Annotated in this window: 8 protein-coding genes; 6 read left to right on the forward strand and 2 right to left on the reverse strand. The window is 33.5% G+C overall.

Translation table 11 applies throughout. The features are described 5' to 3' along the window. Window positions 1–99: 99 nt before the first annotated feature. Together PQ462_RS05065 and PQ462_RS05070 are read left to right on the forward strand one after the other, a co-directional pair. On the forward strand, window positions 100–6,294 hold the full coding sequence (locus PQ462_RS05065) for an HYR domain-containing protein (RefSeq protein WP_274252580.1): 6,195 nt from the start codon (window positions 100–102) through the stop codon (window positions 6,292–6,294). Between the two features lie 3 nt (window positions 6,295–6,297). Further along, entirely contained in the window at window positions 6,298–7,212 is a 915-nt protein-coding gene (locus tag PQ462_RS05070) for a PorP/SprF family type IX secretion system membrane protein (RefSeq protein WP_073411848.1), read from the forward strand. Here the strand turns inward: PQ462_RS05070 and PQ462_RS05075 are convergent, their stop codons facing one another. Further along, on the reverse strand, window positions 7,213–7,854 hold the full coding sequence (locus tag PQ462_RS05075; RefSeq protein ID WP_274252581.1) for a response regulator transcription factor: 642 nt from the start codon (window positions 7,852–7,854) through the stop codon (window positions 7,213–7,215). It lies immediately after the preceding gene. Window positions 7,855–7,866: 12 nt separating this feature from the next. Then, complete coding sequence (locus PQ462_RS05080) at window positions 7,867–10,059, reverse strand: tetratricopeptide repeat-containing sensor histidine kinase (protein ID WP_274252582.1); 2,193 nt, start codon at window positions 10,057–10,059, stop codon at window positions 7,867–7,869. Window positions 10,060–10,354: 295 nt separating this feature from the next. Between PQ462_RS05080 and PQ462_RS05085 the strand changes: the two genes are divergently transcribed. The 4 genes from PQ462_RS05085 to PQ462_RS05100 all read left to right on the forward strand — a co-directional run bounded on the left by PQ462_RS05085 (window position 10,355) and on the right by PQ462_RS05100 (window position 13,674). After that, the gene (locus tag PQ462_RS05085; RefSeq protein ID WP_274252583.1) at window positions 10,355–10,801 is read left to right on the forward strand and encodes a PepSY-like domain-containing protein; all 447 of its coding nucleotides are present in this window, start codon (window positions 10,355–10,357) and stop codon (window positions 10,799–10,801) included. A gap of 345 nt (window positions 10,802–11,146) precedes the next feature. Further along, the gene (locus PQ462_RS05090; protein ID WP_073411840.1) at window positions 11,147–12,178 is read left to right on the forward strand and encodes a LacI family DNA-binding transcriptional regulator; all 1,032 of its coding nucleotides are present in this window, start codon (window positions 11,147–11,149) and stop codon (window positions 12,176–12,178) included. A gap of 25 nt (window positions 12,179–12,203) precedes the next feature. Beyond that, window positions 12,204–13,064: a helix-turn-helix domain-containing protein gene (locus PQ462_RS05095; RefSeq protein ID WP_274252584.1), complete on the forward strand. Its 861-nt coding sequence runs from the start codon at window positions 12,204–12,206 to the stop codon at window positions 13,062–13,064. A 67-nt stretch (window positions 13,065–13,131) separates the two neighbouring features. After that, the gene (locus PQ462_RS05100; RefSeq protein ID WP_274252585.1) at window positions 13,132–13,674 is read left to right on the forward strand and encodes a YbhB/YbcL family Raf kinase inhibitor-like protein; all 543 of its coding nucleotides are present in this window, start codon (window positions 13,132–13,134) and stop codon (window positions 13,672–13,674) included. Window positions 13,675–13,910: the final 236 nt, after the last annotated feature.

Below are 13,910 nucleotides of genomic sequence, written 5' to 3' on the forward strand. Positions count from 1 at the left end.
TGCCAGAGTTCAAAAATCATTATTTATAGTGATGTGAAAGAAATAGTGAGATTATAGTTTTGCGCTTTAAATAGTATTTGCAAATTATAATACCTCAGTATGATAAAATTTAAGATTTTAACTAAAATAGCAAAGTTAGTTTTACTGTTTACAACTTTTTTTTCTTTTGGATCAATTTATGCTCAGGAAAAAGATATAAATAAGTCAGATTCTAATATTGTTACGCTTATTAATAAAAATGACTTTCATTCAGTTAGTAAAACTATAAAGGTTACTTCAAAAAAGAGTATTACCAAAACTGCAAAATCTACTGCAGATACCGAACCTCCTACATTGATTTGTCCACTCGATCAAAAATTGAATTGTGGAATGCCAGTTCCAAGTTATTTTGATTTGTTGACAGTAAATGATAATATTGATACTGAAATTGATGTAACGCAATATCCGGGAGAAGGTTCTTTTTTTTATGATGGAATGGAAATTAAATTTACTGCGACAGATGATGCAGGAAACATAAGTCATTGCAGTATTATTGTTACCGCTGTTACTCCAGATGTCACTCCTCCAACATTTACATGCCCAAGCAGTATTAAATTGAATTGTGGAGATGTGATACCTAATTATGCTATCAGTCCAATGATGAACCTTAATGATGATTGCAGTATTAATTTAAAGTATAAAATGACTCCTGCAGCGGGAACTATTTTTTATGGTATTCCAACTCCTATAGAAATTGAATATTCTGATAAGACAGGGAATAAATCGTATTGCAATTTTATAATTACCGCTAATCCTGATGTTACAAAACCGATAATTAGCTGTCCGAGCAATAAGAAATTGGCTTTGGGCAGTGTTTTGCCTAATTATCTTAGCGAAGTTACCGTAAGTGATAATTGTGATGCGAGTCCAGTTGTTACGCAAAGTCCTGTTGCCGGTACTGCTTTTATACCAGGTATGACGGTTACAATGACAGCAGCTGATAATTCTGGAAATAGTGAAATTTGTGCTTTTACAGTAGAAGCAATTACTAGTTCAGATAGTGAACCTCCAGTTATTTCTTGTCCAGTGAATCAAGAGTTATTTGCCAATTCTACTCTGCCAAATTACGTTTCCTTTTTAGCAAATATTACAGATAATGTTACAGATCCGTTTGATTTGGTTTTTACTCAAACTCCTGGTCAGGGAACTTTATTTACTTCTGATACAAATGTAAAAATTACTGCAGCTGACGAGGCAGGAAACAGCAGTTCGTGTACCTTTTTGGTAAAATTAAAAACCAGTACGGAAGAAATTAATTGTAAAACGACAAGTTTTAATGTTTCAAATTTAAATGGCAGCAACGGGTTTACGCTTTTTGGAGATACAAAAGTCAGAGAATCAGGTTTCAGTGTGAATAGAGCAGGCGATGTAAATAACGACGGTATAGATGATTTTATAATTGGAGCTCCGGGTAATTATAATCCTTGGTATGGAAAAGATAAAATTTACAAAATTATTCGTGGCGCAGCGTTTGTTGTTTTTGGAAAAACTACTGGTTTTCCGCCAAATATTGACTTAGGGTTACTGGATGGAACTACTGGTTTTTCCATTAGAAATGATATTCCTTCAAGCAATTTTCCTGAAACGGGATATGATGTAAGCAGTGCTGGAGATATCAATGGTGATGGTATAGACGATTTTATGATTAGTGATCCAACTAGACAATCTGCTTATGGTCCTGAAGTTGGACATGTGTATGTCATTTTTGGAAAGAACGGTGGATTTCCTGCTGATTTCAATTTATCGACTTTAAACGGTACAAATGGTTTCACTCTTATAGGTAATGATAATTATTGTAATGTAGGAAATGCAATAACACCCGTAGGAGATGTTAATGGTGATGGTTTTCAGGATATAGCTGTAATTACTAGAGGATCTGGGGCAGGAAATGGAAAATGTATTATTATTTATGGGAGACACGGAAGCTTTCCAGCAATTATTAGGGTTAATGATATTGATGGTACAAACGGCTTTATCATTACAGGAGATGCGATAATTGGAAAAATTGGTAAAAATCTTTCTGCTTTGGGAGATGTTAACGGAGATAATATTCCAGATATAGGTTTAGGCAGTAATGATTCTTCACAAAGTAAGCTGTTCGTAGTTTTTGGACGTTCAGCTAATTTTCCCGTAGTATTTAATATTTCGCAAATAAATGGAACAAATGGATTTGTGGTTGAAAACTCTGAAACTCCATTATATTCCTATGCTGGAATGGCTAAGGCTGGAGATATTAATGGTGATGGTATTAATGACATTTTTGTAACGTCAAACTATATATTGTTTGGAAGAACTGCTTTTCCTAAAACTGTTGATTTAAAGGATTTAAACGGAAGCAATGGATTCAAACTAACCAATTATTTTGGTAATAACTTTGGATATGCAGGAGATTTTAACGGAGACGGAATCGATGATTGTTTCTTTGATACTGGTATTTTATATGGTAAAAATACATGGAACTCAACTGTAAACTTAAATTCTATATCAAATAATGAGTTTTTAAAACTTAACATACCAAATATATATAGTCATAAAACTGCAATAAATTTCTCTGGAGATGTCAACAAAGACGGAATAAGCGATTTGATTATTGGAACTAGTCCTGACTCATATGGAAGTAATTTAAAAGTAAATTGGAATCCTGGTACAGCATATGTGGTTTTTGGAAAAAAAATAGCAGATACAGAAAAACCAATCATTGCCGATTGTCCTGCAAATCAAGTTTTAAGTATAGGAGATTTAATTCCTGATTATACAAAATCAATTGCTGTTACGGATAATTGTGATGATAAACCTTTAATCACACAAACTCCTGCTGCAGGTTCTGTATTTGATGGCACTACAGTAAATATTACACTCAAAGCTGTAGATGCGAGTGGTAATACATCAGAGTGTAAATTTACAGCAGCACTAATGACCAGTGCGAGTCCGATAATTGTTTGTCCAGCAAATCAAGAACTATATGTAAATTCTTTACTGCCTAATTATGTTCATTTTTTAGAAGATGTCAGCGATGATAATACTCCAAATTATGAATTAATTTTTACTCAAACTCCGCCTGTTGGGACTTTATTTACAACTGATACGAATGTAACCATTACAGTTAAAGATAAATCAGCTAATGAGAGTTCGTGTACATTTTTAGTAAAATTAAAAACAGAAACTTTTGATTTAGACTGCAATACATCCAGTATTGATGGAGAGATGCTAAACGGAAATAACGGATTAATTTTATATGGCGAAAAAGCAGGAGAAAGAGCAGGTTATACAACAAGTGGTGCCGGAGATATAAACGGAGATGGAATTCAGGACTTTCTTATTGGTGCAAAAAATCACGGATGTTATGTCGTATTTGGAACAGATACCGGATTTCCTCCTAATATAAATTTAGGACAGCTCAATGGAAGTAACGGATTCAAAATTTTTGATGATGTTTTAAGCGTACCTGCCGAATTAGCTTATGATGTGAGCAGTGCAGGCGATATTAATGGAGACGGTATTGACGACTTAATGCTTAGTGATCGTCAGAAATTGAATTCAGGGAAATATTTCGCAGGAACAGTATATCTTATTTATGGAAAAAAAACACCTTTTGCTGCACAACTGCCGCTTTCCAGCTTAAATGGAAATAATGGATTTAAAATTATAGGCAATACTTACGATGAATTTTTAGGAACAGCAGTTAGTAATATTGGTGATTTTAATAATGATTCTTATAGTGATATTGCTATTTTATCTGCTAATAAAGGATCTGGAGGAGTTAAAAAAGCATACATAATTTTTGGACGCAGCACTAATTTTCCTGCCTCACTTAATATTGATGATCTAACTAGTTCTTCTTCATTTATAATTGAAGGAGATGTAGGTCAAACCATAGAAGCACCGGGTGATATAAATGGGGATGGTATAGTTGATCTCATTTTTTCGGGAGATTTTACAAAATATCGATATGTTGTTTTTGGGACTTCGGGTTTATCAGGGAAACTCAATACTTCTAGTTTGAATGGGACAAATGGTTTTAGAATTGAAAATTCAGCCAATACACTAAGCACAAATCAATATTATCAGGTTAAGGCTTTAGGAGACGTTAATGGGGATTCCTTGAATGATGTAGGAATTGATAATTATGTATTGTTTGGAAAAAGTTCATTCCCTTCTAATTTTGACCTGAAAGACTTAAATGGAACAAATGGATTTAAAATTATTACTAATACACTAGAGTATTTACATGAATATAGTGGCTATGGTGATTTTAATGCAGATGGGATGGATGATATAGCCGTGGTGTATCAAAATCACGTTTGTATTGTGTATGGAAGGAATGCTTGGAATCCTTCTATAAACCTCAATACTATAACTGCAGCCGATGCCTTAAAAATTAAATTGCCCTATAGAACGAAATATAGTGTGAGCTACTTTAATGATGTCAATAAAGATGGTATAGATGATATTTTAATAGGAAGCAGCGATACAAAATATACTTTTGAACCTAATCATGATCCTGGAATTTCGTATTTAATTTTTGGAAGTAAATATACAGATGTTACAGCTCCTGTAATTGCAAATTGTCCAAGTAATCAGGTCTTAAATTCAGGAGATTTACTGCCAGATTATATCAATAGTATTACAGTTACAGATAACTGCGACTCAGCTCCTAAAATTACACAGACACCAGCTGCAGGTTCAGTTTACGATGGAACCAATACAGAAGTTGTACTATTGGCTGTTGATGCGTCTGGAAATACCTCTGAATGTAAATTTGAGATAAGTACCACAGCAGATACAAATCCGCCAGTTATTGAGTGTATTTCAGATCAAACAGTATCTTGCGTAACTAAAATAATCCCAAATTACTTAAATCTTGTAACTGTTACTGATTCAGAAGATGTCAATCCTGTACTAACACAAAATCCAATTGCTGGAAGTGCTTTTACAGACGGAATGACGATTACCATTACCGCAAAAGATGTTTCAAATAATAGTTCAATTTGTAGTTTTAAAGTAAACGCTTCCGCAGATGTGACTGCGCCGGTAATCACTTGTATCGGAGATCAAACTTTATCATGCGGCAGTACAATTCCAGATTATACACCTTTAGTTACAGCAAATGATAACTGCGATTCTTATCCTGTAATTACTCAAAATCCGCTTGCGGGAAGTGTTTTAACAAACGGAATGACTATTACAATAACGGCTAAAGACGCCTCTGATAATCAATCAAACTGCAGTTTTAAAGTTAATATATCTGCAGATGTAACAGCGCCGTCGATTAATTGTATTGCAGACCAGAATTTAAACATTGGAGATATTCTTCCAGATTATCGAACCATGATTACTGCAGCCGATAATTGCGATTCGAATTTAATCATAACACAAGTCCCATCTTCGGGAACAAATGTTACAGACGGAATGAATGTAACAATGAATGTTTCAGATAACAGCGGTAATAATACGTCATGTACATTCAAAATTAACCTTGTAAAAGATACGCAGGCACCAGTTTTTACCTGTATCGCAGACCAAATGTTTGATTGCAGTGTAAGTCAGGTTCCGGATTATACCAAAATGATTTTTGCAGCCGATAATACAGATCCAAACCCTGTAATTGCTCAGTCTCCGTTACCAGGAACAACGTTTTCAGATGGAATGACTATTACGATCAAGGTTTCAGATAAAAGCAATAATATTTCAGAATGTTCTTTCCAGCTCTTTATGTATCCTCTTTTGGTAGATGCAGGACAAGATATTGAAATTAATGAAGGTCAGTTTGTTAAACTGCAGGCTGTTGCTTTAGAAAATGGTTCTTTTTCATGGTCACCGGCAACAGGATTAAACAATACCAAAATTGGAAATCCAATTGCGACGCCTCAGGAAACCACAACGTACACTGTAGTTTTTACCAATAAAGACGGTTGTCAGGCCGAAGATTCGGTAACCATAACCGTTATTCCGTTAGAAAAAGACGAAACAAAATATGGTTTCTCACCAAATGGTGACGGAATTAACGATTTCTGGGAAATTGACAAAATAACAGATTATCCAGAGAATGAAGTCCTGATTTACAGCCGTTGGGGTGATTTGGTTTACCAAACCAAAGGCTACGACAACTCCACAAATGTTTTTAGCGGAATTGCCAATAAAAGCCGAAATCTTGGAGCCAGTCAACTGCCAGAAGGAACTTATTTCTTCGAAATCCGTGTCAATCAGCCCCATCATTTTAAAAAACTCAAGGGATATCTTGTTTTAAAACGTTAATTCATGAAAACTAAAATCAATATAATCTTAACCCTATTCATAATCATCATTTTTTTAGAAAGAGCTTATGGACAACAGACACCTGTTTTTTCAAGTTATAATTACAATGCCGTTTTAATAAATCCTGCCCATGCCGGATATTACCATGATATTGATATTGCGATGACTACAAATGGTTATTTTAATTCAGTAGAAGGAAGTCCAAAGAATTTTGATCTTTCGGTAAATAAATTAACATGGGGAGAAAAAATAGGTTTGGCTGCAGGAATTTCACATGACCAGATAGGAGTAACCAATACAACCAGTTTTTTTACCTCTTATTCCTATAAAATCTATTACGATTCAGATTATAAATATGGAAAATGGTGGGCATACGATCCTAGTATAATTTCTTTTGGAGTTACAGCAGGAGCAATGCTTTACAACGAAAACCTGACTCGGTTGGGAATTGAAAATGATCCCGAATTTCAGGAAAACATAAACAGTTTTACACCCACTTTAGGAGTTGGCTTTTTGTATAACCGAGATCAGATTTATTTCGGATTATCGTCTCCAAATCTCTTAAGTTCTGCTTTTAATTCAAGTAATAATACCCATTTAAAAAACGTATATTACAGTTATTTTGGTTATAAATTTTTCACCAATCGTTTTGAAGAAGTACTGGTCAATCCAAGCGTATTATTTAAATATGTAGAAGGAGCGCCGTTTCAGGCTGATCTGAATCTTTTAATCAATTATAAAAATAAAGTAGAATTTGGCGGTGGTTACCGAACTTCAAAAACGCTGAATTTTCTAGCTGGATTTCACCTTTCAGACAATTTCAGGGTTATCTGTACTTACAATAAATCTATTGACAATGTAGTAATTCCCGACACTTTTGGATTAGTTTTAAACTACAGAGCGGGTAAAGGGTTTTAGTTAATCAACTAAACCATTTTCGACTGCATATTTAACAAGACCTGCCGTATTTTTAGCATTTAGTTTAGATAACAAATTACGGCGGTGCGTATTTACGGTATTTAAACTAATAAACGTTTTTTCGGCAATTTCAGCCGTATTGTATTCGTGGGCAATCAAAACCAAAATCTCTTTTTCACGGGAACTTAGCTCAGTTAAGTTAGAAACCTGCTTTTCGATTTTCGAACTATTCGAAAGATGTTTTTCTTCCAGTTCTTGAGCAAAATAATTCTCTCCCGAGGCAATTGTGTTAATTGCTTTCAGCAGTTCTTCTTTTGCAGCATTTTTCAGCAAATAACCGTTTACGCCAATTCTAATCAGCCTGGAAACAATCATCACATTGCTGTGTGTGCTTACAATTAGTATTTTGACATCTGGATGCTGTTTTTTCAGGATTTTACTCAATTCAATTCCATCCATTTCAGGCATGCTGATATCCAGAATAATAAAATCAACAACTCCCTTTTTAATAATTTCCAGCGCTTCAATTCCGTTTACCGCTTTGTCAATAACAGTGATATTGGGTTCCTGCTCTAAAAGAGAAATAATCCCCTGTAGAAACATCGTATGATCGTCGGCAATAAGTAGGTTAATTTGGTTCATTCAACAAATATATTAGTTGCTTTTTAATTCATCAAGCTGATTTTTCAAATCAATGCCTTTTATTTTCGCTTTAGGTTTCGGCTCTGCAATCGGAATCTCAATATTAAAAATAGAACCGCGTTTTAGTTTAGAATCAATTACAAACGAGCCATTTAATTTCTTAATTCGGTTTTCCAGATTAATAAATCCAATTCCTTTCGAATGATTTTTTGTTTCAAAACCAATTCCATTATCCTCAAACAAAACATTCAATATATTTTCAATATAATTCAGCTGAATTTCCACTTCCGAAGCCTTTGCATGTTTAATCGTATTCGTTAAAAGTTCCTGAATAATTTTAAAAACCTCAATCTGAATATTTTCATCAAGGTCATTAATTTCTTTCTTTGGATACGGAATATAAGAAATCTTAATTTTGCTGGCTTCGCTGATATTTTTTAAATACGACTCCAGAACTTCTAAAAATTTATTCTGGCTGAATTTCTTCGGAAGAAGTGTATGCGATAAATTCCGAACCTGCTGATACGTCTCATCCAATTGAAGGCTGATTTTCTGAATATTAGAAAAATCGGAAGCATTCAAATGATTGACTTGTAATTTTATAGCAGCTAAATTGCCGCCAATACTGTCATGAAGTTCCTGCGCAATACGCTGTCTTTCCTTATCCTGTCCGCTAATCGATGCTTTTATCAACTCTAATTCCTGTTCTTTCAAAATACCATCTATTTTTTGAGAACTGATTTCCGCGTGTTTAATGTTCAGTAAATGCTGTACTTTAAAACGTTTGTAATACTGAAACAAAAGACCAATTATCGGAATCATTAAAATCAGAAAAGCAATAATAGTAAACCATCTTATTTTTTTCTGCTGATTGATTTCCAAAGCTTTAAATTGCTGGTCTTTCTTTAAAAGCGCTATTTCATTTCGTTTTTTGTTTGATGAATTCTGATACGCCAGAATCGTATTTTCATTATTCTTTTTCGAAATTTCTTCCTGCAGAATCATATTTTTAATAGCCTCTTCCTGATTGGCAAGCGTCAGTTTTTTAGCTTCATTTTCAAACTTCAAAGCTTCAATTTCTTTTTGTTTCTGCGCCGTTTTATATTTGACTTCCAGTTCGTTAATCTCTTTTATTTTCTGAAGATTATTGATAGAATCTTTTATGAGGGCTGACTTTTCGAAAAACGAATAAGCACTTTTATAATCGTCCTGAAGAATGGCTATTTTTCTCAACTCATCATAAATAGAACTCTGATTTTGAAGCAGACCAAAATGAACCGATTTCTGAAGAGCTTCAGAAAATATCAATTTTGCTTCGTTATATTTTTTCAGCGAAATATAAGTATCGCCAATACTGCTTCGGGAAACAATCGATAATTGATTTAGTTCACTTTTATCAGCAATAGCAAGCGCTTCCTGAAACATTTTTAATGCTTCCTGAGTTTTTTTTTGTAATTGATAATTTTCGCCAAGTCCCAATAACACAATAACACGTCCCTGGTTATTATTGGTTTTTTCAGAGAGTGCTTTTCCTTTTTTATAAAAAATACTGGCATTGTCATAGTCTTTCAGCTTCGAATAAATATCGCCAATATTGATGTAACTGCCCAGAATAATTTCATTATCATCTTTATATTCAAGACATTGCTTAAACAATTTCAAAGCATTGCTGTATTCGCCCAATTCGCTGTAAGTCTGCGCTAAACCATGCGTGTGCGTATAAAAAAGATTTATTTCGTTGTATTTTTGAGAAGCTTCAATACCTTTTAAATGCCATTTTTTGCTCTCATTCAGCAAACCTCTTTTTTTATAATTGATGGCCAAAAGATTATAGCCAAGTGAAAAAAGCCTGTTTTTTAAAGAATCGTTTACAACAGTGTTGAATTTTAAAGCCTGATTGGTATAATAAATAGAAGAATCAATAATGGCTCTTTTATTAAAATAATAAGCCAGAAGCAGATTAGTTCGGGCGAGAGCTCTGTTGTCGGCAATACCAGATTTTAAAATGGAATGCGCTTTTTTATAAGCCTTTTTTTCGTCTCCTTTATTGTATAAATCATAAAGCGCCAGTGTGTTTTTATCCTCTTTAATTTTTACAGGATTTCTGGAAATAAAAGTCTTCTTTTTAGTTTCAATCTGCGCGTGCAGGCTGAACGATAAAAAGATGAAGATCAATAAATAAAGTCTTCCTGACCAGATTGCCATGTGTTTTTGGTTTAAACTCTAATTTTGGTTTCGAGTAAGTTTTTAAAGTGTTGTAAACTTGGGGTTTATGATCTCGGTCTTTGACGAACCAGAAAGGTAAAAATACTATAAAAGCATCAAACAGCCATTTCTTAAAATAAATTTTTTAGGCAAAGTTGTGATATAATTTTAAAACTAAAACTATTTGTTAATCAATTCGTTATGGATTTTAAAAAGACTAAAAATTTCTTAAATTAATTTGAAAGCATATTTTGAATTGGTAAATTAGTAACACTACATTTAAACGAAATGAATTATGAAAACGAAAATATTTTTAGCCATAGCATTGTTAATCGTAACAATCTCGGCCAGTGCACAGAAGAAAATTGAAGTTGCCGAACTGCCAAAACCGGCACAGGAATTTTTAAAGAAACATTTTAGCCATACTTCGGTAGAAAAAGCTCAAAAGGATCCTGAACACGGTGAAAAAGGGTATGAAGTCAAACTTAAAGACGGAACTGAAGTTGAGTTTTGGAAAGACGGATCATACCGAGAAGTCGACGGTGGAGACAAACCAATTCCTACTGATTTTATTCCGGATAATATAAAAGCTTATGTAGCCAAAAATCATCCCAACGAAAAAATAACGCACATCGACTATGGGCACAAAGATCTCGATGTCGATTTGACCAATAAAATCGATTTGGAATTTACCAAAGACGGTAAAATTCTAAAAGACAAAAAGAATAATGTCAAAAATTAATAATTTATAAAAATTAAGCATCCTAATTTTTTTTGATTTGAAGATCAGCTTCGGAGAAGCGAAATATGTATAGAAAAAATATTTGTTATCCATGACAAAGCTCCAGCGGAGCGAAAATTTTTTCGACAATGTTGCAATATTTCGCTCCGTTGGAGCTCTTTTGTATGCGTATTATTGAATTTCTATAAATATTCTGCCCCGCTGGGGCTTACTGAAACAATAGCTGTACAATCAAATTAAATTGTCTAGCACTTTTTCTTCTAACTTCTTTTATTTAATGCCAATTTTTACGAAAGAACATCTTGAACGAAAATAGTTTATATTTACATCTTTATTTTTTATTTCATGGAAGAAAATAAACATGTAACGATTTATGATATTGCCGAACGTCTTAATTTGGCAACATCAACTATTTCACGCGCTTTAAAAGACCATCACACGATAAGTGACAAGACAATTAAGAAGGTGAAAAAAACTGCCGAAGAAATGGGGTTTGTTCCCAATACTTTAGCGGCAGGTTTACGCGGAAACAAAACCAGAACTATTGGTGTTTTGATTCCCACCGTTACACAGCCCTTTTTATCATCTTTAATCAGCGGAATCGAAATCACGGCCCAAAAATCAGATTATACCGTTATCATTATGCAGTCGCATGACTCGTATGAAGAAGAAGTAAATATGGCGAAATCTTTGTATTCCAATCGTGTAAGCGGTGTAATTTGCTCATTGGCAATGGAAACCAGAGATACAGCACACTTTCATCAGTTTTCAAACAATAATATTCCACTGGTTTTTGTCGATAGGGTGCCAAAAGACTACAACACTTTTAGAGTAGTTATCGATAACTATACAGCAGGTTATAAAGCAACAAAACACCTTATCGAGCAAGGCTGTATTCGTATTGCACATTTAACAGCAGGATCAGAATTAGGGAATTTGTACAACGAAAGAAAAAGAGGTTATATAGAAGCCTTAAAAGATCATAATATCGAAGTGGAAGAAGAATTGATTATCAATTTAAATTCAGTTACTTACGAAGATGGTGTAAAAGCAAGCAACGCTTTATTTGATTTAAAACCAATTCCAGATGGATTGTTTGCACCTGGAGATATTCTCGCTGTAAGCGCCGTACAGACTGCTAAAAAAAGAGGTATTAAAGTGCCCGAAGAATTTAAAGTAATTGGCTTTAACAACGATCCTATTTCACAGATTATAGACCCTAATTTATCTACAATTACGCATCCTGCAGAAAAAATGGGGAAAGCAGCAGCCGAAATTATTATCAAAAATCTAAAGTCATCTAAAAATGATGATGCTAAAGAAATTACCTTTTTAAATACAGAAGTCCTTGCCAGAGAGTCATCTAGTAAAGAGTAAATGAGAAAGAATTAAATTGTCATTTATGCATACCATTACACTTCCCGATGAAATGAATTTAGAAAAAACACAGCAAATACATGTTGTGGATTACAGAAGTTCTAAAGATGTTTGGAAACAGCAGATTATTCTAAATCAAAATATAATTAGTTTTCTTATTGAAGGAACAAAAGAAGCTGTTTTCGATAATGCATCCTTGTCTATAGATTCTTCTAAGTTTTTAATAATGAGATCAGGAAATTGTTTAATGACAGAAAAAAGGATTTCGGAAGCCTCAAATTATAGAAGCGTACTCTTGTTTTTTTCTAACGAAATGATTCATAATTTTATTAGAAAAATGGAAATAAAAGACTTTGAATCAGTTGAAGCCAAGTCTGTTCATGCTTTTGAATATGATGATTTCATACAAAGATTTGTACAAAGCCTAGTAGATATTTCTAAACTTTCGGGAGAAATAAAATCCAAATTATTAGAAGTGAAGCTGGAAGAAATTATGCTTTATCTTACCGAAAAGTATGGAACAGAATTTCTGTACTCCTTAACTGTAAACAGCAATAATGCTGCGCAAAAGTTTATTCAGGTAATTGAAAATAGTCATTTGAGTAAACTCACTTTAAAAGAACTGGCATTTTTATGTAATATGAGCATTTCAACATTCAAAAGAGAATTTGAAAAACATTACGCCGAATCTCCAATAAAATGGTTTCAAAACAAAAGACTGGAGTTTGCTCATTATTTATTGCAGCAAGAACAAAAAAATCCATCAGAAATATATTTTGAAGTTGGTTACGAAAACCTATCCAGCTTTACGCAGGCTTATAAATTGAAGTATGGCGTAACGCCAAAACAAAATCAGAAAAACTGGACTTTTAGCAACAGTTTTTGATCCTTTCCCTAAAGTTTCGCTGGCATAGCAGAATCTAAATTTGCTTTAAATTTTAAAACCAAGTAAAATGAAAAAGTTAAATTTAATTTTGGTGTTGTCTTTAATTTTTACAACAACAATTTTTGCCCAAAAAACATTTACCCTAACCAGTAAAGATTTAGGAGGAGAAACTACAAAAGTTCAGGAATTCAATGGATTTGGATGTTCAGGTGAAAATCAATCACCGCAGTTATCATGGAAAAACGCTCCAGAAGGAACTAAAAGTTTTGCCATAACCATGTACGACCCGGATGCGCCCACAGGAAGCGGATTCTGGCATTGGGTAGTAGTTGATATTCCGGCAAACATAAACGAATTGGTTACTGGTGCAGGAACTAAAAACCTTGTTCCAAAAGGCGCTGTTCAAAGTGTAACCGATTATGGAATTAAAGGGTTTGGAGGTCCATGTCCGCCGGTTGGTCACGGATTTCATCAATACATCATTACCGTTTATGCCTTAAAAACCGATAAACTGGGAACCGATGAAAATACAAATCCGGCAGTAGTAGGATTTAATCTTTGGAACCAGACTTTGGCAAAAGCCAGTATTGTGGCATATTACAAACGATAGAGTATTTCAGGATTTAACTTTAAATCCAACCCCGTTAAAGCAGGATAGTTTTTATAATTATCCTGCTTTTATTTGTTATAGAAATTATTTTTTTGAAAAAAAGAGAGCTAAAATTTTTTTCTTAAATAACAATCCTATATTTTTACGCAACCGATTGCATTTGTTATTTTATTTAAGATAATGTATTTTTTAAATTAAAATTTTATCAAATAGTATTATTAAGATGCAAAATGCTG

The organism is Flavobacterium sp. KACC 22758 (assembly GCF_028736135.1).
Classification (GTDB): domain Bacteria; phylum Bacteroidota; class Bacteroidia; order Flavobacteriales; family Flavobacteriaceae; genus Flavobacterium; species Flavobacterium johnsoniae.